This window comes from Streptomyces sp. JW3 (genome assembly GCF_052216785.1).
Classification (GTDB): Bacteria; Actinomycetota; Actinomycetes; order Streptomycetales; family Streptomycetaceae; genus Streptomyces.
On the sequence record NZ_JBQOUX010000028.1, the window covers coordinates 30,701 to 55,907 of the forward strand.

15 protein-coding genes, 1 tRNA gene and 1 pseudogene are annotated in these 25,207 nt (G+C 71.4%); 16 read left to right on the forward strand and 1 reads right to left on the reverse strand.

Annotated elements, in window-relative coordinates; translation table 11 throughout:
* Positions 1 to 24 precede the first annotated feature (24 nt).
* The 3 genes and pseudogenes from ACTT8P_RS14355 to ACTT8P_RS14365 all read left to right on the forward strand — a co-directional run.
* Positions 25 to 255: a DUF4244 domain-containing protein gene (locus tag ACTT8P_RS14355; RefSeq protein ID WP_442832010.1), complete on the forward strand. Its 231-nt coding sequence runs from the start codon at positions 25 to 27 to the stop codon at positions 253 to 255.
* Positions 242 to 619 carry a TadE family type IV pilus minor pilin gene (locus tag ACTT8P_RS14360; RefSeq protein WP_442832011.1) on the forward strand — a complete coding sequence of 126 codons (378 nt, stop codon included), beginning with the start codon at positions 242 to 244 and terminating at the stop codon, positions 617 to 619. Before ACTT8P_RS14355 ends, ACTT8P_RS14360 begins: the two co-directional genes overlap by 14 nt.
* A 50-nt stretch (positions 620 to 669) precedes the next feature.
* Positions 670 to 975, forward strand: a pseudogene (locus ACTT8P_RS14365) (Rv3654c family TadE-like protein); the annotation flags it as partial.
* A gap of 40 nt (positions 976 to 1,015) precedes the next feature.
* Here ACTT8P_RS14365 and ACTT8P_RS14370 read toward each other — a convergent pair.
* Entirely contained in the window at positions 1,016 to 3,571 is a 2,556-nt protein-coding gene (locus tag ACTT8P_RS14370; protein ID WP_442832012.1) for a DEAD/DEAH box helicase, read from the reverse strand.
* An 82-nt stretch (positions 3,572 to 3,653) separates the two neighbouring features.
* Between ACTT8P_RS14370 and bldG the strand changes: the two genes are divergently transcribed.
* From bldG to ACTT8P_RS14435, 13 genes are all read left to right on the forward strand, one after another.
* Complete coding sequence (bldG, locus tag ACTT8P_RS14375; RefSeq protein WP_003975386.1) at positions 3,654 to 3,995, forward strand: anti-sigma factor antagonist BldG; 342 nt, start codon at positions 3,654 to 3,656, stop codon at positions 3,993 to 3,995.
* A 125-nt stretch (positions 3,996 to 4,120) separates the two neighbouring features.
* On the forward strand, positions 4,121 to 4,555 hold the full coding sequence (locus tag ACTT8P_RS14380; RefSeq protein WP_442832013.1) for an ATP-binding protein: 435 nt from the start codon (positions 4,121 to 4,123) through the stop codon (positions 4,553 to 4,555).
* Between the two features lie 355 nt (positions 4,556 to 4,910).
* Positions 4,911 to 7,295 carry a sodium-translocating pyrophosphatase gene (locus tag ACTT8P_RS14385; RefSeq protein ID WP_442832014.1) on the forward strand — a complete coding sequence of 795 codons (2,385 nt, stop codon included), beginning with the start codon at positions 4,911 to 4,913 and terminating at the stop codon, positions 7,293 to 7,295.
* 216 nt (positions 7,296 to 7,511) lie between these two features.
* Positions 7,512 to 8,102: a small secreted protein gene (locus tag ACTT8P_RS14390; RefSeq protein WP_442832015.1), complete on the forward strand. Its 591-nt coding sequence runs from the start codon at positions 7,512 to 7,514 to the stop codon at positions 8,100 to 8,102.
* Positions 8,103 to 8,271: 169 nt separating this feature from the next.
* Positions 8,272 to 9,795, forward strand: a complete 1,524-nt coding sequence (locus ACTT8P_RS14395) for a DUF7059 domain-containing protein (RefSeq protein WP_442832016.1) — start codon at positions 8,272 to 8,274, stop codon at positions 9,793 to 9,795.
* Between the two features lie 414 nt (positions 9,796 to 10,209).
* A complete protein-coding gene (locus tag ACTT8P_RS14400; RefSeq protein WP_442832017.1) occupies positions 10,210 to 10,407 on the forward strand; it encodes a hypothetical protein in 198 nt (65 codons plus the stop codon).
* 364 nt (positions 10,408 to 10,771) lie between these two features.
* Entirely contained in the window at positions 10,772 to 13,624 is a 2,853-nt protein-coding gene (gene topA / locus ACTT8P_RS14405; protein WP_442832018.1) for a type I DNA topoisomerase, read from the forward strand.
* A gap of 219 nt (positions 13,625 to 13,843) precedes the next feature.
* Positions 13,844 to 17,272, forward strand: a complete 3,429-nt coding sequence (tmk, locus tag ACTT8P_RS14410; protein ID WP_442832019.1) for a dTMP kinase — start codon at positions 13,844 to 13,846, stop codon at positions 17,270 to 17,272.
* 126 nt (positions 17,273 to 17,398) lie between these two features.
* Positions 17,399 to 18,604 carry a DNA polymerase III subunit delta' gene (locus ACTT8P_RS14415; protein ID WP_442832020.1) on the forward strand — a complete coding sequence of 402 codons (1,206 nt, stop codon included), beginning with the start codon at positions 17,399 to 17,401 and terminating at the stop codon, positions 18,602 to 18,604.
* 184 nt (positions 18,605 to 18,788) lie between these two features.
* A complete protein-coding gene (locus ACTT8P_RS14420) occupies positions 18,789 to 20,363 on the forward strand; it encodes an alpha/beta hydrolase (protein WP_442832035.1) in 1,575 nt (524 codons plus the stop codon).
* Positions 20,364 to 20,513: 150 nt separating this feature from the next.
* A tRNA-Thr gene (locus ACTT8P_RS14425) sits at positions 20,514 to 20,590 on the forward strand.
* A 980-nt stretch (positions 20,591 to 21,570) separates the two neighbouring features.
* A complete protein-coding gene (locus ACTT8P_RS14430; RefSeq protein ID WP_442832021.1) occupies positions 21,571 to 23,895 on the forward strand; it encodes a hypothetical protein in 2,325 nt (774 codons plus the stop codon).
* On the forward strand, positions 23,856 to 25,145 hold the full coding sequence (locus ACTT8P_RS14435) for a LamG domain-containing protein (protein ID WP_442832022.1): 1,290 nt from the start codon (positions 23,856 to 23,858) through the stop codon (positions 25,143 to 25,145). The genes ACTT8P_RS14430 and ACTT8P_RS14435 overlap by 40 nt, the downstream gene beginning before the upstream one ends.
* Positions 25,146 to 25,207: the final 62 nt, after the last annotated feature.

The following is a 25,207-nucleotide window of genomic DNA, read 5'->3' on the forward strand; positions in this document are numbered from 1 at the left end:
CGAGTGAAACCCACGGGGGTCGGAATGTGTCGAATGGTTCGGGCGCGGCTGCGTGCCCTGGTGTGCAGGATGCGCGCGATGGACTGGACGGGCTCAACCGCGCGGCGGGACGGCGGAATGGTCACCTCGGAGTACGCGATGGGCATCGTGGCGGCGGTGGCGTTCGCGGTGGTCCTCTACAAGGTGGTGACCGGCGGAGTGGTCGGCGGTGAGCTGGAACGCATCGTGAAGCAGGCGCTCGATGCGCGGATGTGAGAGGAACGCGAGCCGCCGGGCCGACGGGGGTTTCGTGACCGCCGAGTCGGCCGTGGTGCTCCCGGTGCTGGTGATGTTCGCCATGGCGCTGGTGTGGGGGCTGCTGGTGGTGGCCGCGCAGATCCAGTGTGTGGACGCGGCCCGCACCGGGGCCCGCGCGGCGGCCCGGCAGGACCCGGCCGACGCGGTCGTCGAGGTCACCCGGGCGGCGGCGCCGGACGGCGCGGAGGTCACGGTCGGCCGGGATGCGGACCGGGTCCGGGTGGTCGTCGTGGCGAGACCGCCGGTGCTGAGCGGGCTGCCGTTCGAGGTGCGGGAGGAGGCCGTGGCCTCGGTGGAGCGGACGGTGGGGGCGGGGCCGTGAGGGGCGTGACAGTGCAGGGCGCGGCGGCGAGGGACGCGGTGGTCCGTGGCGTGGCCCGAGCCCGGCGGGGCGCACCCGGGCGAGCGGCCCCCCGCCCATACTCCGACCGGGGTTCCGCCACCGTCTGGAGCGTCGGTGTCATCACGGTCCTGTGCGTGGTCTTCGGCGCGGTCCTGGCCCTGGGGCAGGCGGTCGTGGCCCGGCACCGGGCGGCCGGCGGCGCCGACCTCGCGGCACTGGCGGCCGCGGACCACTGGGCGGCGGGCGGCGACGGGGCGTGCTCCAGAGCGGACCGGGTGGCTCGGGCGCAGGGGACGCGGATCGTGCGGTGCGTGCTCACCGGGCAGGTGTCCGACGTGACGGCCGCGTCGGGACGGGGACCGTTCGCGGCGGAGGTCAGGGCCCGTGCGGGTCCGGCGGAACCGGAGCCGGTCCCTCCGACGGTGCCTCCGCCTCCTGCGGTGCCCCCGACCCCGGAGCCACCGCCGCCTCCTCGGGAGCCCCCCGCAGCAGCACCGTGAGCAGCCGTACCGCGCCCCTCTTGTGCAGTGGGTCGTTGCCGTTGCCGCACTTGGGGGACTGGATGCAGGACGGGCAGCCGGCGTCGCACTCGCAGGAGGCGATGGCCTCGAGGGTCGCGGTGAGCCACTCGCGGGCCGTGTGGAAGGCGCGCTCGGCGAAGCCCGCGCCGCCGGGATGACCGTCGTAGACGAAGACCGTGGGAAGGAGGGTGTCCGGGTGGAGGGGGATCGAGACGCCGCCGATGTCCCAGCGGTCGCAGGTCGCGAAGAGCGGCAGCATGCCGATCGAGGCGTGCTCGGCGGCGTGCAGGGCGCCGCCGAGGATCTCCGGGTTGATCCGGGCGGCGTCGAGCTGGTCCTCGGTGACCGTCCACCACACGGCGCGGGTGCGCAGCGTACGAGGCGGGAGATCGAGTCTGGACTCGCCGAGGACCTCGCCGGTGATCAGCCGGCGGCGCAGGAAGGAGACCACCTGGTTGGTGACCTCGACGGAGCCGTAGCACAGCCGGCCGTCCCCCCAGGGGACCTCGACATCGGTCTCCAGGACGGAGATGGCGGTGGTGTCGCGGGCCACCGTCGAATACGGCGGACTGGCCTGCTCGACCAGGGCGACGGAGTCCTCCAGGTCCAGCGACCGCACCAGATACGTGCGGCCCTGGTGCAGGTGGACCGCGCCCTCGTGGACCGTGGTGTGGGCCGCGCCGGCGTCGACCGTGCCCAGCAGCCGGCCGGTGCCCTCCTCGACGACCTGGACCGGGCGCCCGTTCTCGCCGCGGATGTCGGTGAGGTCGGCGGCCCGTTCGCGGCGGGTCCAGTGCCAGGCCCGGGTCCGGCGCCGGAGCAGTTTCGCGGCCTCCAGCTGCGGCAGCAGTTCCTCGCACGCGGGACCGAACAGCTTCAGGTCCTCCTCCGTCAGCGGCAGCTCGGCCGCCGCCGCGCACAGGTGCGGGGCGAGCACGTACGGGTTGTCGGGGTCGAGGACGGTGGACTCGACGGGCTGGTCGAAGAGGGCCTCGGGGTGGTGGACGAGGAAGGTGTCCAGCGGGTCGTCACGGGCGACCAGGACGGCCAGCGCCCCCTGCCCGGACCGGCCCGCCCGCCCCGCCTGCTGCCACAGCGAGGCACGGGTGCCCGGATAGCCGGCGATCACCACGGCGTCCAGGCCGGAGATGTCGACGCCGAGTTCCAGGGCGTTGGTCGCCGCGAGCCCGAGGAGTTCGCCGGAGTGCAGGGCGCGTTCGAGGGCGCGGCGCTCCTCGGGGAGGTAGCCGCCGCGGTACGCCGCGACCCGTCGGGGCAGTGACCGGTCCACCTCGGCGAGGCGTTCCTGGGCGATGACGGAGATCAGTTCGGCACCGCGCCGGGAGCGGACGAAGGCGATGGAGCGCAGGCCCTGCACGGTGAGGTCGGTGAGAAGGTCGGCGGCCTCGGCGGTGGCGGTGCGGCGGACGGGCGCGCCCTTCTCGCCCTCCAGTTCGGTGAGCGGCGGCTCCCAGAGGGCGAACACCAGTTCACCACGGGGTGAGGCGTCGTCTGCGACCTCCACCACCGGCAGTCCGGTGAGCCGCCGGGCGGCCGTCGCGGGCTCGGCGGCGGTGGCGGAGGCCAGCAGGAAGACGGGCGAGGAGCCGTAGCGGGCGCACAGCCGCCGCAGCCGGCGCAGCACCTGGGCGACGTGCGAGCCGAACACGCCGCGGTAGGTGTGGCATTCGTCGATGACGACGTACTTCAGTGCTTTGAGGAAGGAGGACCAGCGGGGGTGGGAGGGCAGGATGCCGCGGTGCAGCATGTCCGGATTGGTGAGGACGAAGGTGGCGTACTGGCGAATCCATTCGCGCTCTTCGAACGGAGTGTCGCCGTCGTGGACGGCGGCGCGCACGGCGGTTCCGAGAGGTTGTGAAAGTTCCTTCACCGCCCGGCACTGGTCGGCGGCGAGGGCCTTGGTCGGGGCCAGGTAGAGGGCGGTGGCACCGCGGCCGTTCGGCGCCTCGGAGCCGTCCAGGAGGGTCGAGAGGACCGGCACGAGATAGGCCAGGGACTTGCCGGAGGCGGTGCCGGTGGCCACCACCACCGAGTCGCCGTCGAGGGCGTGCTCGACCACGCGTGCCTGGTGGGCCCAGGGGTGTTCGATGCCCGCGGACCGCACCGCGGCGAGCACTTCGGGGCGAATCCCGTCCGGCCAGCGGGCATGGCGGCCCGCGCGCGGGGGCAAGTGCTCCGTATGAGTGATGCGCGAAGCCCGGTCCCGCCCCGCGGCGAGCCGGCCCAGGACCGCGCCCGGATCCAGCCGGTCGTCCAGCCGGGAGACGGGGTCCGTCGGGGGTCGATCGGATCGGTGATTCTTGGCCATCGGCACCGAGTCTGTCACTGGCGTGACGGACAATGGGACCAAGGCGTCGTGCACGCCTGCCGGTAAGTGATTGAATGCCATCGCGGCTGGCGAACCGTCCAGGGGGATCAAGCCGAGGTAACCCCGAGGGGCGACCGCTCGATAGCAAGGTGCTGGAGGATCCGTGGACCTGTCCCTGTCGACCCGTACCGTCGGCGATCGTACGGTCGTCGAGGTCGGTGGCGAAATTGACGTATACACCGCGCCCAAGCTGCGCGAGCAGCTGGTCGAGCTGGTGAACGACGGGAGTTTTCACCTCGTCGTCGACATGGAGGGCGTGGACTTCCTCGACTCCACCGGACTCGGCGTGCTGGTCGGCGGCCTGAAGCGGGTGCGCGCCCACGAGGGCTCGCTGCGCCTGGTCTGCAACCAGGAGCGCATTCTGAAGATTTTCCGCATCACCGGCCTCACCAAGGTGTTCCCGATTCACACCTCGGTCGAGGAAGCGGTAGCGGCCACCGACTGACGACGACCGCCGTCCCGGGCCCTGGGGTCCGGGACGGCGCAGAGTTGAAGCAGAGTTGAATCAGGGGGCCGGGCTTTCGGCGGCCCGGTCCCTCGACAGCACGCCCGTAGTTCCGAGGGGGATGCATGGCCACCGTTGAGCTCCGCTTCAGCGCGCTGCCCGAGCACGTCCGGACCGCCCGGCTGGTGGCGGCCGCGGTGGCGCGCAGGGCCGGAGTGGACGAGGCCGTCCTCGACGAGGTCAGGCTCGCCGTCGGCGAGGCCTGCACCCGGGCCGTCGGACTGCACCAGAACAGTGGCATCACGGCGCCCGTCAAGGTGTCGCTGACCGATGAGGAGAAACAGTTCTCCATCGAGGTCGGCGACGAGGCGCCGCACACGGCCGGCGGCGGTGCGTCCGGCGCGGTCGGTGACGACCCGGAGGCCGAGGAGGACGAGATGGGCCTCGCGGTCATCAGCGGGCTCGTCGACGACGTGGAGGTCAAGGCCGGCCCGGACGGCGGACTGATCCGCATGACCTGGCCGACCACCCCGCCCCCCATGCTGCCGCCCCTGGCCTGACCCGCCGCCACCGCCTACCTGAAGGGCCCTACCACGTAGGGCCCTTTGCCATGTGCGGAAGACGAGGTCGGCGCCTACAGTGAGAATATCGATCACGCGGAATTGATCTGCCACCGGATCTTTCCACCGGATCTTTCCACCGGATCTCTCCGATGGATCTCTCCGGTGGATCTTTCTGTCTGATCTTTCCGTCGTCGGCTTTATGGATCTCCCGTCCGGTCGAGTCAATGCGTCAAAGGCGTTACGCTTTTCCGCTTGACGGGCCGAATACTTTTGTCATGCACTGTTTAGATCAGGTTCCGGTATCTAGAATCCGTCCACATCTTGAGCTCAGCCCAAGCGTCAAGGAGGACGAATGGCGGAGCTTTCCACCTCACATCAGTTGGCCGCCGTACTGACCGACGGCAACCGTCTGCTCGTCGCCGTCATCGCCGTTGTGGCCCTTGCGGCTCTGGTGGTCGCGGGCGTCCTGGTGCGCCAGGTGCTCGCGGCCGGCGAAGGCACCGACAGCATGAAGAAGATCGCCGCCGCCGTCCAGGAGGGCGCCAACGCCTATCTGGCCCGGCAGTTGCGCACGCTCGCGGTATTCGCCGCCGTAGTGTTCTTCCTGCTCCTGCTGCTGCCCGCGGACGACTGGAATCAGCGGGCCGGACGTTCGATCTTCTTTCTGGTCGGCGCGGCGTTCTCGGCGGCCACCGGCTATATCGGCATGTGGCTCGCCGTGCGCAGCAATGTGCGGGTCGCCGCGGCGGCCCGGGAAGCGACACCGGCGCCGGGTGAACCGAAAAAGGATCTCACCCTGGTCTCGCACAAAGCGATGAAGATCGCATTTCGCACGGGCGGCGTCGTCGGCATGTTCACGGTGGGGCTCGGCCTGCTCGGCGCCTCCTGCGTGGTGCTGGTGTACGCGGCCAACGCGCCGAAGGTCCTGGAGGGCTTCGGGCTCGGCGCGGCCCTGATCGCGATGTTCATGAGGGTCGGCGGCGGCATCTTCACCAAGGCCGCCGACGTCGGCGCCGACCTGGTCGGCAAGGTCGAGAAAGGCATCCCGGAGGACGATCCGCGCAACGCCGCGACCATCGCCGACAACGTGGGCGACAACGTCGGCGACTGCGCGGGCATGGCCGCCGACCTCTTCGAGTCGTACGCCGTGACCCTGGTCGCCGCGCTGATCCTCGGCAAGGTGGCCTTCGGCGACGCGGGGCTGGCGTTCCCGCTGCTGGTGCCGGCCATCGGGGTGGTCACCGCCATGCTCGGCATCTTCGCGGTGGCGCCGCGGCGCAGCGACCGCAGCGGGATGAGCGCGATCAACCGGGGTTTCTTCCTCTCCGCGGTGATCTCGCTGGTGCTGGTGGCGGTGGCCGTCTTCGTCTACCTGCCCGGGAAGTACGCCGATCTCGACGGCGTCACCGACGCGGCCATCGCCGGCAAGGACGGCGACCCGCGGATCCTCGCGCTCGTCGCGGTGGCGATCGGCATCGTGCTCGCCGCGCTGATCCAGCAGCTCACCGGCTACTTCACCGAGACCACCCGACGCCCCGTCCGGGACATCGGCAAGACCTCGCTGACCGGCCCGGCCACGGTCGTCCTGGCCGGTATCTCCATCGGCCTGGAGTCCGCCGTCTACACCGCCCTGCTGATCGGCCTCGGCGTCTACGGGGCCTTCCTGCTCGGCGGCGCCTCGATCATGCTGGCGCTGTTCGCGGTGGCGCTGGCCGGCACCGGACTGCTCACCACGGTCGGTGTGATCGTCGCCATGGACACCTTCGGGCCGGTCTCCGACAACGCGCAGGGCATCGCCGAGATGTCCGGCGACGTCGAGGGCGAGGGCGCGCAGGTCCTCACCGACCTGGACGCCGTCGGCAACACCACCAAGGCCATCACCAAGGGCATCGCCATCGCCACCGCCGTGCTCGCGGCGGCGGCGCTCTTCGGGTCGTACCGGGACGCCATCACCACCGGCGCGCGGGACGTGGGAGAACAGCTCAGCGGGGCGGGTGCGCCGATGAGCCTGATGATGGACATCTCCCAGCCCAACAACCTGGTCGGGCTGATCGCGGGCGCGGCGGTCGTCTTCCTCTTCTCCGGACTGGCCATCAACGCCGTGTCGCGGTCGGCGGGCGCGGTGGTCTTCGAGGTGCGGCGGCAGTTCCGGGAGAAACCCGGGATCATGAACTACACGGAGACCCCGGAGTACGGCAAGGTCGTCGACATCTGCACCCGGGACGCCCTGCGCGAACTCGCCACGCCCGGGCTGCTGGCCGTGCTGGCGCCGATCTTCATCGGGTTCACCCTCGGCGTGGGCGCGCTCGGGGCGTTCCTGGCGGGCGCCATCGGCGCGGGCACCCTGATGGCGGTGTTCCTCGCCAACTCCGGCGGTGCCTGGGACAACGCCAAGAAGCTCGTCGAGGACGGCCACCACGGCGGCAAGGGCAGCGAGGCGCACGCCGCCACAGTCATCGGCGACACGGTCGGCGACCCCTTCAAGGACACCGCCGGCCCCGCCATCAACCCGCTGCTGAAGGTGATGAACCTGGTCGCGCTGCTCATCGCGCCGGCCGTGATCAAGTTCTCGTACGGTCCGGACGAGAACGTCGGCGTCCGGGTGCTGGTCGCGGTGGTCGCCTTCCTGGTCATCGCCGGCGCGGTGTTCGTCTCCAAGCGGCGCGGCATCGCCATGGGAGACGAGGACGACGGCGACCGGGAGCCCGAAGCGGCGGACCGGGCGGCGGTTTCGTAGCCGGCCGGAGTCACAGCTCGTCAGGACGCGGGCGGACGGGGCGTATTGACGCACCGGCCGCCCGCGTCGTGCGCACGTGCGCCCCCTCACCAGCATCTCCGTGAAGCTTTCGTGAGCCTTCTCTCGCCTGGTGCAAATGGCTGCATTAGCGGTCGTATCGGATGTTGGTCACGCGGTTGTCGCCCAGATGGCGTGTAAGTTCCGGGGCCGAGAGCCATGGAAGGGACCAATCCGGTGAACAAGAAGCTCGCGGCCGCGCTGTCCGGCGGTGCGGTACTGGTACTGGCGCTGACGGGATGCGGCGGCGACGACAACAGCGACAAGCTGAACTCCTGGGCCAAGCAGGTCTGCGAGGGCGTACAGCCGCAGGCGAAGAAGATCGAGGCCGCCAACGCCGCGATCCAGAAGCAGACCTCGGACAGCAGCCGGCCGGCCGACGTGCAGGAGACCGACGCCCAGGCGTTCCAGGACATGTCGAACGCCTACAAGGCGATGGGCACGGCCGTGCAGAAGGCCGGCGCGCCGGACGTCGAGGACGGCGAGAAGAAGCAGAAGGCCGCGGTCACCGAGCTGAACCAGCTGTCGACGTCGTACGCCTCCCTGAAGAAGCAGGTCGAGGAGCTGGACACCAAGGACCAGGCGAAGTTCGCCGACGGCCTCAAGGACGTCGCCACCGAGCTGAACAAGCTCAGCCAGAGCGGCAACGACGCCCTCAAGGCGCTGGAGGAGGGCGACGTCGGCCAGGCGATGGCCAAGCAGGCCAGCTGCAAGTCGGCCTCGGCGCCGGCCTCCGCGACGACCAGCTGAGGCCCGCCGGCGAGCGGGCGGCGCCGCGATGGGGGCGTGAGCAGGCGGTGGCGCCGCGATGGGGGCGTGGGCAGGGGGGCGGCGCCGCGATGGAGGCGTGAGCAGGCCGCGGCGCGGTGAGGGCGTGAGCACAGGCGGCGGTGGACGCGATGAGGGCCACAATGGGGACGTGAGTAACGCCGACGCCCTCGCCCCGCTGCCCGCACCCGACCGCCCCGACGTCGCCGCCCGGCTCCGCGACGCCCTGCTCGGAGCCTCGTACACCGCCGACGGACTGCTGGAACTGCTCGGCGCCCCCGCCTACGCGGCGCTCTCCCGCAGCGAGACCGTGCCCGCGCTGCGCGCCACCCGCGGCGACACGCCGCTGGAGCTGCTGGTCCGGCTCTTCCTGCTCCAGCAACCGGTGCCGCACGCGCGCGTGGCGCGGATCCTGCCCGTCGGCGACTGCCTGGACAGCGGCTGGCTGACGCGGGCCGGCGCCGACGAGGTGGCCGCCACCGTCGACGTACGGCCCTACGGCGGGCCCGCCGGCGAGGACTGGTTCATCGTGTCCGACCTGGGCTGCGCGGTCGGCGGCGCGGGCGGCATCGGCAGCCGCGCGGAGGGCGTCGTGCTCGGCGTCGGCGGCGCGTCCACGACGCTGGCCGGACTCACCGTCCGGACGCCCGTCGCCGCCGCCCTCGACCTCGGCACCGGTTCCGGCATCCAGGCGCTGCACGCCTCCCGGCACGCCACGCGGGTGACCGCCACCGACGTCAACCCGCGCGCCCTGCACATCACCGGCCTGACCCTCGCGCTGTCCGGGGTGCCCGTCGCCGACCTGCGCGAAGGCTCGCTGTTCGAGCCGGTGCGCCAGGACGAGCGGTACGACCTGATCGTCTCCAACCCGCCGTTCGTCATCTCGCCGGGCGCCCGGCTGACGTACCGGGACGGCGGGATGGGCGGGGACGATCTGTGCCGCACGCTCGTTCAGGAGGCGGGGGAACGGCTGACCGCCGGCGGGTTCGCGCAGTTCCTCGCCAACTGGCAGCACGTGGAGGGGGAGGAATGGACGGACCGGCTGCGCTCCTGGGTGCCGCGCGGCTGCGACGCGTGGATCGTCCAGCGCGAGGTGCAGGACATCAACCAGTACGCCGAGCTGTGGCTGCGGGACGCGGGCGACCACCGTGACGACACGGCCGCCTACCAGGCGCGGTACGACGCCTGGCTGGACGAGTTCGAGGCGCGCAAGGTGCGGGCCGTCGGCTTCGGCTGGATCACACTGCGCCGCAGCGACGCCGCCGAACCCTCGGTCGTCGTCGAGGAATGGCCGCATCCGGTCGAACAGCCGCTCGGGGAGACGGTCCGGGCGCACTTCGAGCGGATCGACTACCTGCGGGCCCATGATGACGCGGCCCTGCTGGAGGCGAGCTTCACGCTGGCCGGCGAGGTGGTCCAGGAACAGGTCGGGCTGCCCGGCGCCGAGGACCCGGAGCACGTCGTGCTGCGCCAGAACCGCGGCATGCGCCGGGCCACCCGGGTCGACACGGTCGCCGCCGGGTTCGCCGGCGTCTGCGACGGCACGATGAGCGCCGGCCGCATTCTGGACGCGATCGCCCAACTGCTGGCCGAGGACCCGGTACTGCTCCGGGACCGCACGCCCGCGCAGATCCGGCTGCTGGTGGAGCAGGGGTTCATCGAACCGGTGGTGTGAGGTCGGTCGGGCGGTAACTGATGCCGTGCGGCCGGGAGGTAACCGGTGGCGTGCGGCCGGGAGGTAACCGGTGGCGTGCGGCCGGGAGGTAACCGGTGGCGTGCGGCCGGGAGATAACCGGTGGCGCGAGGTCCGGAGGTAACCGGTGGCATGAGGCCGGAGGTAACCGGTGGCATGAGGCCGGGGGCAACCGGTGGCATGAGGCCGGGGGCAACCGGTGGCGTGCCGCCGCGACGGGCACGAGCGAGCCAGGAATCCGGTGCCGCCGGACGGCAGGACGCCGCGAGAGCGGGTGTCGCCGCGAGGCGTCCCGTCGACCCCCTGTTCACCTCGGCTTCGCCTGGCCGCCGCCCGCGCGTGTCAGCCTCCGTGAGGCGTGGTAGTCGCGGACGGAAAACAAGGGGCACGGGAGCCATGGAACGTGGGCCGGCGATCTTCACAGGCGTGGTGTTCGTCCTGTTCGGAGGCGGCCTGCTGGCGTGGACCGCGACCCAGCTGCGCTACCGGCGGCCGGTCGCCCAGGGTGTGAGCCCCGTCGCATCGGCGACCGTCGCGAGCGTCGCCGCCGTGCTCGCGCTGGCGGTCGGCGGCTGGTGTCTGACGCAGGTCTGAGACACCTCCCGGCCACCTCTGAGCGACGCGTCCGACCGCCTCTGAGCGGCGCGTCCGACGCACCCCTCCGTCACCTCTGAGCGGCGGATTCCAAGGGTCGCGGACGCCGCCCGGGGCGTAACCGAAAGGTCGCGCTCCGGATACGTCCGAGGAAGCCCGTGGGCACTCCGGGCGGCAGGAAGAGGGTTAGTCGGGTTACCGTTCGAGTGGCCGTTGCGGGCTTTTCCCGTTTGACACGGGGGCGGGAGGTACCGTCACACTCCGCAGCGTCACGAGCGAACAAAGAAGCAGGACCCGACCCCGGGACCCGTGCTGGGACCCTGCCCGGGTCAGTCCCCAGCGTCGACCGGAGAGAAGAGCGAAGTTGTCCCCGACCAGCGAGACCGCAAAGGGCGGCCGCCGACTCGTCATCGTCGAGTCGCCTGCCAAGGCGAAGACGATCAAGGGCTACCTCGGCCCCGGCTACGTCGTCGAAGCGAGCGTCGGGCACATCCGCGACCTTCCCAACGGCGCCGCCGAGGTGCCGGAGAAGTACACCGGTGAGGTGCGCCGCCTCGGGGTGGACGTCGACCACGACTTCGCGCCCGTCTACGTGGTCAACGCCGACAAGAAGGCCCAGGTCAAGAAGCTCAAGGACCTGCTGAAGGACTCCGACGAACTCTTCCTCGCCACCGATGAGGACCGCGAGGGCGAGGCCATCGCCTGGCACCTCCAGGAAGTCCTCAAGCCGAAGATCCCGGTCAAGCGCATGGTGTTCCACGAGATCACCAAGGACGCGATCCGGGACGCCGTCGCCAACCCGCGCCAGCTCAATCAGAAGCTCGTCGACGCCCAGGAGACCCGCCGCATCCTCGACCGCCTCTACGGCTACGAGGTCTCGCCGGTGCTGTGGAAGAAGGTCATGCCGCGGCTGTCGGCGGGCCGCGTCCAGTCGGTGGCCACCCGGCTCGTGGTCGAGCGGGAACGCGAGCGCATCGCCTTCCGTTCAGCTGAGTACTGGGACCTGACCGGCACCTTCGGGACGGGCCGGGCCGGGGACGCGAGCGACCCGTCCTCGCTCGTCGCCCGCCTCCAGAGTGTCGACGGCAGGCGGGTCGCGCAGGGCCGCGACTTCGACTCCCTGGGACAACTCAAGAGCGCGAACATCCTCCACCTCGACGAGGCGAACGCCCGCGCGCTCGCCGCCGCCCTGGAGAACACCGCCTTCTCCGTCCGCTCGGTCGAGTCCAAGCCGTACCGCCGCTCGCCGTACGCCCCGTTCCGTACCACCACGCTTCAGCAGGAGGCTTCGCGGAAGCTGGGCTTCGGCGCGAAGGCCACCATGCAGGTCGCGCAGAAGCTGTACGAGAACGGCTACATCACCTACATGCGTACGGACTCCACGACCCTGAGCGACACGGCGGTCAAGGCCGCCCGCGCCCAGGTCACGCAGCTGTACGGCGCCGACTACCTGCCGCCGCAGCCGCGCACGTACGCCGGGAAGGTCAAGAACGCCCAGGAGGCGCACGAGGCGATCCGACCCTCGGGCGACCGTTTCCGCACGCCGGCGGAGACCGGTCTGACCGGTGACCAGTTCAAGCTGTACGAACTGATCTGGAAGCGGACCGTCGCCTCCCAGATGAAGGACGCGACGGGCAACTCCGTCACCGTCAAGATCGGCGGCACCGCGGCCGACGGCCGGGACGTCGAGTTCAGCGCGTCCGGCAAGACGATCACCTTCCACGGCTTCCTCAAGGCGTACGTCGAAGGCGCCGACGACCCCAACGCGGAGCTGGACGACCGCGAGCGCCGGCTGCCGCAGGTGACCGAGGGCGACCCGCTGAGCGCCCAGGAGCTCACCGTCGACGGGCACGCCACCAAGCCTCCGGCCCGCTACACCGAGGCGTCGCTGGTCAAGGAGCTGGAGGAGCGCGAGATCGGCCGCCCGTCGACGTACGCGTCGATCATCGGCACGATCCTCGACCGCGGCTACGTCTTCAAGAAGGGCACCGCGCTCGTCCCGTCCTTCCTCTCCTTCGCCGTGGTCAACCTCCTGGAGAAGCACTTCGGGCGGCTCGTCGACTACGACTTCACCGCCAGGATGGAGGACGACCTCGACGCCATCGCCCGCGGCGAGGCCCAGGCCGTGCCGTGGCTGCGCCGCTTCTACTTCGGTGAGGGCAGCGTGTCCGGCGGGGCGGCCGAGGCCGGCAACGGCGACGGCGACCACCTCGGCGGCCTCAAGGAGCTGGTGACCGACCTGGGCGCGATCGACGCCCGCGAGGTCTCCTCGTTCCCGGTCGGCAACGACATCGTGCTGCGCGTCGGGCGCTACGGCCCGTACATCGAGCGCGGCGAGAAGGACTCCGAGAACCACCAGCGGGCCGACGTGCCCGAGGACCTGGCCCCCGACGAGCTGTCGGTGGAACTCGCGGAGGAACTGCTCGCCAAGCCGAGCGGCGACTTCGAGCTGGGCACCGACCCGGCCACCGGGCACACCATCGTCGCCAAGGACGGCCGGTACGGCCCGTACGTCACCGAAGTGCTCCCCGAGGGCACCCCGAAGACCGGCAAGAACGCGGTCAAGCCGCGCACCGCCTCCCTCTTCAAGTCGATGGCGCTGGACACGGTGACGCTGGACGACGCCCTGAAGCTGATGTCGCTGCCGCGGGTCGTCGGCACCGACGCCGAGGGCGTGGAGATCACCGCGCAGAACGGTCGCTACGGCCCGTACCTGAAGAAGGGCACCGACTCGCGGTCCCTGACCTCCGAGGACCAGCTCTTCACCATCACGCTGGACGAGGCGCTGGCGATCTACGCCCAGCCCAAGCAGCGCGGCCGGGCCGCGGCCAAGCCGCCGCTGAAGGAGCTGGGCACCGACCCGATCAGCGAGCAGCCGGTCGTGGTCAAGGACGGCCGGTTCGGGCCGTACGTCACCGACGGGGAGACCAACGCGACGCTGCGCTCCGGCGACAGCGTCGAGGAGATCACCCCGGAGCGCGGCTTCGAACTGCTCGCCGAGAAGCGGGCCAAGGGGCCCGCCAAGAAGACGGCGAAGAAGGCGCCCGCCAAGAAGACGGCCGCGAAGAAGGCCCCGGCGAAGAAGACGGCCACCGCCAAGAAGACCGCCGCGAAGAAGACGACCGCGAAGACCACGGCCGCGAAGACCACGGCCACCGCGGCCAAGAAGACGGCCACCGCGAAGAAGGCGACCGCGGCCAAGGGCGCCGAGGACTGAGGGCGCCCCGCGTCGGTTTCGCCGCGTCGGATGTCCCACCCCGGTTTTCCTGCGTCTTTCCTACGTCTTTCCTACGTCGGGTTTCCCACGTCGGGTTTCCCACGGCGGCTGAAGTTCTCGCTTCGCGAAACGAACGCCCCGGCATCGATTCGGTGTCGGGGCGCGCGTACGTTCGACGGGGGAGGCGGTGCTGTCGGTGGCTCCCGATAGGCTGAACGCATGACGCGAGCCGAGCAGCCCACGGCCCCACACCCGGCCCCCGACGACGCGCTGGTGGCGGACTCCCGAGAGCGCGCCGTCCGTGCCCTGCTGCGCCGGCCGCAGTTGCGCCGGTTGTGGAGCGCCCATCTGGTGGGCGGCGTCGGCGACACGCTCGCCCTGCTGGTCCTGGTGCTGCTGGCCGTTCAGGCGGCCATCTCGGTGGGCTCGTTCGGCGGCGGCTACCGGGGCGTGGCGTTCGCAGTGGCGACCGTTTTCGCGGTGCGCATCCTGGCGACGCTGCTGTTCGGCGCCGTCCTGCTCGGACCGCTCACCTCGCTCACGTCGCAGGACGGACCGCTGGACCGCCGCTGGACGATGGTCGGCGCGGACGGACTGCGCGCGGCGCTGCTGATCGTCGCGCCGCTGTGGATCGACTGGACGCCGGACGACTCCCTCGCCGCCCTCCTGGTGACCGTCTTCGTGGTCGGCGTCGCCGAGCGCTTCTGGACGGTGTGCCGGGAGAGCGCGGCCCCCGCACTGCTGCCGGCGCCGCCCCTGGAGGGCGCGACGGTACGCCCGCTGCCGGACCACATGGACGCGCTGCGCCGGCTGTCGCTGCGTACCGGCTTCGTGGCGGTGCCGCTCGCGGCGCTGGCGCTGGTCGTCGCCGGGCTGCTGAACAACCTGCTGGGCGCCGGCATCGACTGGTTCGCGCAGCACCAGGCGGCCCTCGCCTCGTACGTGGCGGCCGGACTGTTCGCCGCGTCCGTGTCGGTGGTGTCCTTCCTGGACCTGCCCGACACGCGCACCCCGCGCGCGCGGTCGCCGCTGGAGGGGCTGCGCCGCCCGCGGAGCGGCCCGTCCGCCGACAAGGGCCGCACCGGAGTGCTGCCGCTGCTGGTGCTGGCCTGCGTGGCGGTGGCCGGCGCGGTGGCCACCGCGGTCGCCGTGGCCGTGCTGCACGCCAAGGACCTGGGCGGCGGACCGGTGCTGTACGGGCTGATGGTGGCCGTGCTGACCGGCGGCGTGGTCGTCGGCATCCGCACGGCTCCCGCGCTGCTGCCGTCGCTGTCCCGGCGGCGGCTGCTGGCCCTGGTGATCGCCTTCCAGGGGATCGCGCTGCTGGTGGCCGGGCTGGTCCCGGACGGCACCACCGTGCTGCTGCTCCTGGCGCTGGCCGGGGCCTGCGCGGGCGTGGCGGCCAATGTCGGACACGCCCTGCTCGACCAGGAGACCGAGGAGGCGCGCCGGGCGCGGACCACCGAGCACCTGCACGCGTGCGTGCGGTTCGTCGTGGCGCTCGCCGTGGTGATCGCCCCCCTGGTGGCCGCGGGCATCGGACCGCACCGGCTGGAGAACGGCAGGTTCGTCTTCGCGCACGGTGGCGCGGCGTTCACGCTGATGCTGGTCGGCGCGCTGCTGCTGCCGGTGGCGGCGCTGGTGCTGGCCAAGGTCGACGACCGCGCCGGGGTGCCGCTGCGGCACGACCTGCGCGACGCGCTGCTCGGCGGCGACGACCCGGTCCAGGCGCCCGCCGGGAGCGGGTTCTTCATCGCCCTGGAGGGCGGCGACGGCGCCGGGAAGTCCACCCAGGCCGAGGCGCTCGCCGAGTGGATCCGCGGCAAGGGGCACGAGGTCGTGCTCACCCGGGAGCCGGGCGCGACGCCGGTCGGCAAGCGGCTGCGCTCCATCCTGCTGGACGTCTCCAGCGCCGGACTGTCGCACCGCGCGGAGGCGCTGCTGTACGCCGCCGACCGCGCGGAGCACGTCGACACGGTGGTCCGGCCCGCGCTGGAGCGCGGCGCCGTCGTGATCTCCGACCGGTACATCGACTCCTCGGTCGCCTACCAGGGCGCGGGCCGCGACCTGTCCCCGACCGAGATCGCCCGCATCAACCGCTGGGCGACCAACGGGCTGGTCCCGCACCTGACCGTGCTGCTGGACGTCGCGCCGGAGGCCGCCCGCGAGCGGTTCACCGAGGCGCCCGACCGGCTGGAGTCGGAGCCTGCCGAGTTCCACGCGCGCGTACGGGCCGGTTTCCTGACCCTGGCCGCCGCCGACCCCGGGCGGTACCTGGTGGTCGACGCAGGCCAGGAGCCGGAGGCCGTCACCACCGCCGTACGGCACCGGCTCGACCGGGTGCTGCCGCTGTCCGAGGCCGAGATCAAGGCCCAGGAGGAAGCGCGCCGCAAGGCGGAGGAAGAGGCACGCCGCAAGGCCGAGGAGGAAGCCGCGCGCAAGGCCGAGGAAGAGCGGCTGGAGCGGGAGCGCCTCGCGGAGCTGGAGCGGCTGCGCAAGGAGGAGGAAGAACGCAAGCAGCGCGAGCTGGAGGAGGCACAGCGGCGCGAGGCCGAACGGCAGGCGGAGGAGGCCCGGCAGCGGGCCGAGGAAGCGCGCCGCAAGGCCGAGGAGGAACGGCAGCGGCTGCTCGCGGAGGAGAAGGCGCGCGCCGAGGAGGAGGCCCGCCGCAAGGCCGAGCAGGAGCGGCTGCGCAAGCAGGCCGAGGAGGAGGCGCGGCTGCGCGCCGAGGCCGAGGCCAAGCGGCTGGAGAAGCAGCGCAAGGCGGAGGAGGCGCTGCTGCGCGCCGAGGAGGCTCGCCGGGCGGCGGAGCAGGCGGCCGCGGCGGCGGCGACCGGACCGCGCCCGACGGCCCCGCCCGCGGCGGGCGCGCCCCGGCGGCAGACGCCCCCGGACGCGTCGACCGTGCCGACACCGGTGGTCACGCCGACCAACGCCTCCGGCGGCCCGGTGGAGGACACCGCGGTACTGCGGCCGGTACGGGACGAGCCGGGGGACCGGTCCGCTGCTGAGGAGCGGGGCGAGCGGATCAGTCTGTCCAAGGACGAGTACTCCGGGGAGTCCGGGGAGTCCGGGGAGTCCGGGGAGTCCGGGGCGGGTGGGGTCTCCGAGGCCGAGGTGACGGCTGAGCTGCCGATTCCATCGGTTCCGCACGCTTCCCAGAACCCGCACGCTTCCCAGAACCCGCAGGGCTCGCACGATCCGCAGGGCTCGCAGGACCCGCACGACCCGCAGGCCGCACCGGCTTCGTCGAGTGCGGCGGAGGAGACGGCGGTGCTCCCGGCGGTACGGCCGGGCGAGGCGGAGGTGACGGCGGAGCTGCCGTCGGTGGCGCCCGGCGCGGCCGACGAGACGGCCGTACTGCCGCAGGTGCGCGAGGACGGACCGGCGGACCGGGTGCCGCCGGGTTACTTCCGGGACGAGGAGCAGGACGCCGGGCGGCACCGGTCCGGCGGGGGCGAGGACCGTACGCGGGAGCTGCCCCAGGTCGACCCCGACGACATCCCGCAGGCGTCGCGCCGCCGGCCCCGGCCCGACTGGGCCGAGGAGACCCCGCTGGACGACCTGCCGTCGCTGGCGGACGAACTGCTGGGACCGCGCGAGGACGACGGCAAGGGGCGCCGGGGCAGGGGCGGCCGGGGGCGCTGACTCTCGCGCCGCCGTCCGTTGGCAGGGCCATCCGTTGGCATGGGCCGCCCGCTGTCAGTGGCCGCCCGCACAATGGGAGCGAAGAACGCAAGCGGGCGGACCGTGCACGGAAGGACGGCGTGACCCATGACCGTATGGGACGACCTGGTCGGGCAGGAGCGGGTGAGTGAGCAGCTCACCGCGGCCGCCCGGGACGCCGACGCGCTCGTCACGGCCGCCGCGGCCGACACGCCGCCGCCCGAGACGTCGAAGATGACACACGCCTGGCTGTTCACCGGGCCGCCCGGCGCGGGGGTGAGCCAGACAGCGCGGGCCTTCGCCGCCGCGCTCCAGTGCGTGAGCCCCGACCGGGCGCTGGGCGGCGTGCCCGGCTGCGGGTTCTGCGACGGCTGCCACACCGCGCTGGTGGGTACGCACGCGGATGTCAGCACGGTGGCCGCGGTGGGCGCGCAGATCCTGGTGGACGACATGCGGGACACGGTGCGCAAGTCGTTCACCTCGCCGGCCACCGGCCGCTGGCAGATCATCCTCGTAGAGGACGCCGAGCGGCTGAACGAGAAGTCGGCCAACGCCGTCCTCAAGGCCGTGGAGGAACCGGCCCCGCGCACGGTCTGGATCCTCTGCGCCCCCTCGATCGAGGACGTGCTGCCCACCATCCGCTCCCGCTGCCGCCATCTGAACCTGCGCACGCCGTCCGTCGACGCCGTCGCCGACATGCTGGTCCGGCGGGAGGGCATCGAGCCGGACGTCGCCGCTGCGGCGGCCCGCGCCACCCAGGGCCATGTCGACCGGGCCCGGCGGCTGGCCACCGACCCCGCCGCCCGCGCCCGCCGGGCCGCCGTACTGAAGCTGCCGCAGCGCGTCGAGGAGATCGGCGGCGCGCTCAAGGCCGCGCAGGAACTGGTCGACGCGGCGGGCGAGGACGCCAAGCAGGTCGCCGAGGAGGTGGACGGCAAGGAGACGGAGGAGCTGAAGGCGGCACTGGGCGCGGCACAGGGCGGCCGGATGCCGCGCGGCACGGCGGGCGTGATGAAGGACTTGGAGGACAAGCAGAAACGGCGCCGCACCCGCACCCAGCGCGACAGCCTCGACCTGGCCCTGACCGACCTCACCGCGTTCTACCGCGATGTCCTCGCCCTTCAGCTCGGTTCGCGCGTCGCCATCGCCAACGCGGACGCGGAGGACGCCCTGGAGCGGCTGGCCCGCGGCAGCGCCCCGGAGGCCACCCTCCGCCGCATCGAGGCCATCGCCGCCTGCCGCGACGCCCTGGACCGCAATGTGGCACCCCTGCTGGCCGTGGAGGCGATGACGATGGCATTGAGAGCGGGCTGAGCCGCTGAGCGGCCTGAGTGGCGGGCGGCTGCGCGGGCTCGCGAAGAGGACGGGCAACTTCGTCGGAGGGACCGGTAACTCGCCGGAGCACGGGTAACTCGTCCGGGGCACGAAGACCACGCACGGCGTTCGATCCGTCGCTGAGCGTTACGCTCGCTTGATGCACACCTGGACGCACACCTGGATGCACACAAGGCGAACTCCCCGCAGAACCCGTACCGGTCTCGTACTCCTCGCCGCCGCGCTGCTCGCCACCGCCTGCTCCTCGACGGACGCGTCGACCTCCGCGAGGTCGGCCTCGGGGGCGTCACTGGCCGCGCTGCCGCAGGCCACGCCCGCGGAGCTGGCGCCGTACTACGGGCAGAAGCTGAGCTGGCGCGACTGCGGCGTGCCCGGCTTCCAGTGCGCCACCATGAAGGCGCCGCTCGACTACGCGCACCCGGCCGAGGGGGACGTCCGGCTCGCCGTGGCCCGCAAGAAGGCGACCGGCCCGGGGCAGCGGCTGGGATCACTGCTGGTGAACCCGGGCGGCCCGGGCGGCTCGGCGGTCGGCTACCTCCAGCAGTACGCCGGGGTCGGCTACCCCGAGGAGGTCCGCGCCCGCTACGACATGGTGGCCGTCGACCCGAGAGGCGTGGCCCGCAGCGAGCCCGTGGAGTGCCTCGACGGCCCGAAGATGGACGCGTACACCCGGACCGACACCACCCCGGACGACGAGAAGGAGACCGAGCAGCTCGTCGGCGCCTACAAGACGTTCGCCGAGGGCTGCTCCACCGACGCCCCCGAACTGCTCCGGCACGTCTCGACCGCGGAGTCGGCCCGCGACATGGACCTGCTGCGCGGCGTACTGGGCGACGAGAAGCTGACGTACGTGGGGGCGTCGTACGGAACGTTCCTCGGAGCGACGTACGCGGGACTGTTCCCGGACCGGGTCGGCCGGCTCGTGCTCGACGGCGCGATGGATCCCTCCCTGCCCGCCCGGCAGCTGAACATGGAGCAGACGGCCGGCTTCGAGACCGCGTTCCAGTCCTTCGCGAAGGACTGCGTACGGCGGTCCGGCTGCCCGCTCGGCGGCAAGGGCACCACCCCCGACCAGGTGGGCAAGAACCTGAAGGCGTTCTTCGAGAAACTGGACGCCCGCCCGATCCGCACCGCCGGCACCGAGAGCCGCGAGCTCACCGAGTCACTGGCCACCACCGGCGTCATCGCGGCCATGTACGACGAGGGCGCCTGGCCCCAGCTGCGCGAGGCGCTGACGGCGGCGACGAAGAAGAACGACGCCGCCGGCCTGCTCGCCCTGTCCGACAGCTACTACGAGCGCGACCCCGACGGCTCCTACAGCAACCTGATGTCCGCCAACGCCGCCGTGAACTGCCTCGACCTCCCGGCGGCCTTCACCTCCCCGGACGAGGTCCGCGCCGCGCTCCCCGACTTCGAGAAGGCGTCCCCGGTCTTCGGTGAGGGCCTCGCCTGGGCCTCCCTGAACTGCGCGTACTGGCCGGTCCAGCCCTCGGGCGAGCCGCGCCGCATCGCCGCCGAGGGTTCCGCCCCGATCGTCGTGGTCGGCACCACCCGCGACCCGGCCACCCCCTACCGCTGGGCCGAGGCACTGGCCGCCCAGCTCTCCGCCGGCCGCTTGCTCACCTACGACGGCGACGGCCACACCGCCTACGGCCGCGGCAGCACCTGCGTCGACTCCGCGATCGACGCCTACCTGCTGCGGGGCACCGCCCCGGCGGACGGCAAGCGCTGCTCGTAACCGACCTCGCGCTCGGCCGTGCACCGGCCCCGGGTCCGTCCGGGGCCGGCCCGAGACCGGTCCGGGGCAGGTCCGGGGCAGGTACGAAGCACTCCGCGAAACTGTGTAGACTTACCGACGTCGCTGATCGCACCGTGGTGCGCAGGACACGCCGCCTTAGCTCAGATGGCCAGAGCAACGCACTCGTAATGCGTAGGTCTCGGGTTCGAATCCCGAAGGCGGCTCCACGATGAACCCCAGGTCATGCTTCTGACCTGGGGTTTCTTGTTTCGGGCGACTATGAAATCCAGGCTTATCGGGCAGCTATGGTCTACGCATCGTAATGCGTTGGTTCGCGATCGAAGACGGTGGGCGTTTCGGTTCACAGCGCCGTGACCTGGCTATTGGTCTGTACTGCCGGTCGGATCGGGTCTGTCGGGTTCGGTGTGGTGGCCGCGTGGTGGCCAAGAGTGCAGCGATGGTGCACATGGGCCTCGCTCTGCCGTGCGGTCATGGGCATGCTTGGGGCCGCCGGGTTGTGCCGTCTGGACAATCTCACGATCAACGCGCCTTCCAGCCGGGTCCGGGTTGTCAACGGGGGCCCAGCCGGGACTTGCTGGAGCCGAACTGTGCACAGAAGCCACCGCCGTAAGCCTGGGCCGGCGCCGTGTGGTTGATGACCCCGCCCGGATCCGTCCGCTGCCGAACTTCGCGCCGACGCGGGACAAGGCGAGCATGCCGTCAGCATCTGCCCGCAGCGCCTGGTGGCGGATGGAGCCGGCGGTGATGTGATGGCAGTGGCGAAGGGCTGGCTCATCCACATCGGTCACATGCGCCCTGAAGCCTGATCGTCAACAAGCTCACTCCGAGCGTCAACATCCAAAGGGCGACGGCCCTGCGGTCGCTATCGCATCGCCCACCGTTCAGGCTGCGTTTACTGTGCCTTCCTTTCTGCTTCCTTCTTCGTTTCAGTGAATTGATCAAAGAAGGCTTCATTCCCGGAATGACCTTGACGGTGAACGGTCAGGGTGCGTAAAACTTGCGCCAGTTGGGGACTTGGGGGTCACGGGGGGATGTAGTGCGACCTGTTCTGACGCGTTTCCGAAGACTGTCGCCTAGACCTTGGGTGAGTCTCCTTACCGTCCTGGCGGTGGCTGTGGGGACGCTCAATGCGATCCCTGCTTCCGCCATCTCCACCGAAGCCGCCGCTGAAGGCCAGGCTTCCCAAATGGACCTGTCCGACGGGCAGAGAGCGGCCCAGGAAGCGGTCGAGAGCGGTGAACGCGTCGAGGTGCAGAGCGAGCGCACCGAATACGCGACCACCTATGCCAACCCGGACGGTTCCACTTTTTCCCTCAGCCTGTCCACCGTGCCGGTCCGCGCCCGGCAGTCCGACGGCTCCTGGGTGGAGCCCGACGCCACGCTGGAGCGCCGCGCGGACGGCACCGTCGGCCCGCGGGCCTCCGTCGCGGACGTGTCCTTCTCCGGCGGCGGCGACGGTGCCGGCCTTGTGACCGTTGCCGAGGGCGACCGCTCCCTGACCGTCGGCTGGCCGGGCACCCTGCCCGAGCCCGCCCTCGACGGAGCGTCGGCCGTCTACCCCGAGGTGCTGCCGGGCGTGGATCTGAGGATGACCGCGACCACCGAGGGCTACCGCGAAGCGCTCGTCGTCAAGACGCCCGAGGCTGCGGCGAGCCAGGAGCTGAGGATGCTCGATTTCCCCGTGCGGGCCCAGGGGCTGACCCTGAGCCAGGGCGCGGGTGGTGGTCTGAACGCCCTCGACGACAACGGCAACGCCGTCTTCCGCGCGCCGACCGCGCGCCAGTGGGACTCCGCAGGTGACGCCGGGACGGCGGGAACTTCCGGAGAGTCCGCGATGTCCCTGACCGCGGCGGACGAACAGGTCCCCGCAGACGGCGACCACAATCCCGACCCGGCGGCGGGGCCCAGCGACGGGGACGCCTTCGCGGTGCTTCCGGTCACGGCAGACGCCGACTCCATCACCGTCCTGCCCGACACCGCCCTGCTGACCGGCGAGGACACGGTGTATCCGCTCTACATCGATCCCGACGTCTCCTGGGGTGAGTCCGAGCGCACTCTGCTCTCCTCCGACGGCGACACCTTCTACAACTTCTCCGGGGGCGACGATGGCGAGGGCGTCGGGTACTGCGGCACCTACGTCACCGGCGGCTACGCCTACGTCTGCGGGTCCGGCTACAAACAGCGCATGTACTTCGAGTTCGCGCCGACCGCCCTGCGCGGCAAGAGAGTGCTGGACGCCACGTTCCGGGTGACCGAGCGCTGGTCGATGTCGTGTACGCACACCACCGTGCAGTTGGTGCGGACCCCGAACATCTCCTCCGCGACCCGGTGGCCGGGCCCGACCAGCAACTGGGACATCATGGGCGACCGTACCGTGTCGGCCGGCCGCGGCACCGCCTGCGACCCGAGCCAGCCGGACGCGCCCATCGAGTTCAACGACGACCCGGCACAGAACTACGAGAACCTCACCAACACGGTGAAGGCCTTCGCGGCCGGGGACTTCTCCCGCCTCACGCTGATGCTGAAGGCGTACAACGAGTCGGACCCCAACGGCTGGAAACGGTTCGACGACGACGCCGTCCTCGACGTCGACTACGTGGGCGTCCCAGCCCCGCCCACCAGCCCCGGCGTCCTGTCCGGGGAGATCTCCTCATGCGAGACGGACGCGAGCGATCCCGATGTCCTGTCGGACCCCACGCCCACGCTGAGCGCCGTCGCCCAGACCCTCGCCGGCGGCGAGTCCGGGGCGAACCTGCGCACGCGTTTCTACGTGCAGAAGAAGAACAGCGACAACACCTGGAGCGTGGTCACCGAACCGGTGCGGCCGGTCAGCCCCGGCTACACGGGTGACGGCAAGAAGGTGGACGTCAGTTCGCCGGTGACGCTGGCGGACGGCGGGACATACCGGATGGCCGCCTTCACCCGTTCCTACTACAACAGCGGCAACAGCTACCTGGAGTCGAACAGCACGGTGACGACCAAGGGCTGGTGCTACTTCAAAGTCGACACGACCGCCCCCAAGGCACCAGTGATCACCTTCGGCACCCCGTACTCCGCCTGCACGGCCAACGACTGCCCGCCGGCAGGCGGACCGGGCGTGAAGGGTACCTTCACCTTCGCCCCGGCGTCCGGCGACACCGCCACCGTCGTCGGCTACCGCTACAAGCTGTCCTCCGCCACCGTCTGGTCGCCTACGGTTTCCGGTACGACAGTGGTGCGGAGTCTCGCTCCGGACCTGGCCGGCACCCCCAGGTGCTCCAGGTGCGGGCACTGGACAACGTGGGCAGCGGGCGCTGGGGCGCCATCGCGAGCGTCAGGTTCAACGTCAAGGAGGGCGAAGGAGCCGCTGGGCGCTGGCACTTCAACGACAGTGCGGTCGGTTCCGGCGAGACCCTTGCCTCCGACGAGGCGACAACCTCCGGCGCCCGCCACCCGGCCACCCTCTACACCACCGGCGCCGGCTGGTCCGGCTTGGGCCGCCGCGGCTCCAGCGACCGCTCGCTGTGGCTGAACGACACCTCCGACACCACACGGCAGTCCGGTTACGCGGCGACTGCATCGGCAGCCGTCAACACCCAGTCCTCTTACACCGTCTCGGCCTGGACGTACCTGACGGACAGCACCGAGTACCGGGCGGTCATGTCCCAGACCGGCACCGACCACTCCGGCTTCGTCCTCTACTACTCGGGCGGTGTCAAGCGCTTTATCTTCCGCTTCAACTGGACAGACAGCTCCGGCACCCGGCACTTCGTCACCAAAGGCGCCGACCTCGAAGGCCAGCCGCTGAAGGTGTGGACCCACGTGGCCGGTGTCTATGACGCCGACGACAAGACCATCCAGCTGTACGTCAACGGACGCGCCCAGGGCGCCCCGGTGACCGTCCCAGCCGGCGGCGAGAAGCAGAAACCGGACGGTACGCTACAGTTCGGCCGCGCAAGCTACGTCTACGGCGATTACACACAGTACTGGAAGGGCCGTATCGACGAGGCCGCCGTCTTCCAGGAGGCTCTCACGCCGGGCGCGGTCGCCACCGAGGCCAGGCTGCTGGACTCCACCAGCACCGCGACGGCGACCGAGATGGTCGCCGCTTGGAACCCAGAAGGGGCGAGCGGCACCGCACTCGCCGACACCCTCACCGGCTACGGACGCTCCCTCGCACTGACCGCAGGAGCCTCCCTCGACGGCGAGGCAATCGTCCTCGACGGCACCGACGACGCGGCCACCACCACCGGACCGGTCCTCGACGACACCGGCTCCTTCACCGTCACCACCGAGGTCGAACTCGACCAGAGCGCCCTGAACGCCAAGGGCACCGGCTTCATCGGCCAGGTCCTCGGCCAGCGCACCGCCGACGGTTCCGCGTGGGGACTTTGGTACGAGACGACAGGCACCGAGACCCGTTTCGACGACGACGACAATCCCTACGAGGTCCCGGTCGGCTTCTGGCGGTTCGGCCGCCTGGACGCGGGCGGCACCTTCACCGCGGTCGACTCCGACAGCGCTGCCGTTATCGGCAGCCGGGTGCGGCTGACCGGGGTGTACGACGCGCAGGCGGGCACCATCGCCCTCTACCTCGACTCGACTCAGAACGACACCGACACCCCGTACACCGCGGTCGTCGGATCGGGAGATCTCGCCGTCGGCAAGGGCTTCGTGAACAGCACCTGGGGCCATTATCTGCCTGGCCGGATCTCCGACGTCCGGATGTGGGTGGGCGCGGCGGCCGACGGCACCCAGCTCGACACCATGATCGGCGGCTGACGCCGCCCGCTTTCCTTCGACTCCATTCCCTCCTTGGTCGCGCCCGCGGCCGTGCCTTGACA

Bases quoted from the DNA above. Each gene is read 5' to 3' on its own strand.
- ACTT8P_RS14355 (WP_442832010.1), top strand. From the start codon at position 25: ATGTGTCGAATGGTTCGGGCGCGGCTGCGTGCCCTGGTGTGCAGGATG.
- ACTT8P_RS14360 (WP_442832011.1), top strand. From the start codon at position 242: ATGCGCGGATGTGAGAGGAACGCGAGCCGCCGGGCCGACGGGGGTTTC.
- ACTT8P_RS14370 (WP_442832012.1), bottom strand. From the start codon at position 3,571: ATGGCATTCAATCACTTACCGGCAGGCGTGCACGACGCCTTGGTCCCA.
- ACTT8P_RS14380 (WP_442832013.1), top strand. From the start codon at position 4,121: ATGGCCACCGTTGAGCTCCGCTTCAGCGCGCTGCCCGAGCACGTCCGG.
- ACTT8P_RS14385 (WP_442832014.1), top strand. From the start codon at position 4,911: ATGGCGGAGCTTTCCACCTCACATCAGTTGGCCGCCGTACTGACCGAC.
- ACTT8P_RS14390 (WP_442832015.1), top strand. From the start codon at position 7,512: ATGGAAGGGACCAATCCGGTGAACAAGAAGCTCGCGGCCGCGCTGTCC.
- ACTT8P_RS14400 (WP_442832017.1), top strand. From the start codon at position 10,210: ATGGAACGTGGGCCGGCGATCTTCACAGGCGTGGTGTTCGTCCTGTTC.
- tmk (WP_442832019.1), top strand. From the start codon at position 13,844: ATGACGCGAGCCGAGCAGCCCACGGCCCCACACCCGGCCCCCGACGAC.
- ACTT8P_RS14415 (WP_442832020.1), top strand. From the start codon at position 17,399: ATGACCGTATGGGACGACCTGGTCGGGCAGGAGCGGGTGAGTGAGCAG.
- ACTT8P_RS14420 (WP_442832035.1), top strand. From the start codon at position 18,789: ATGCACACAAGGCGAACTCCCCGCAGAACCCGTACCGGTCTCGTACTC.
- ACTT8P_RS14430 (WP_442832021.1), top strand. From the start codon at position 21,571: ATGGACCTGTCCGACGGGCAGAGAGCGGCCCAGGAAGCGGTCGAGAGC.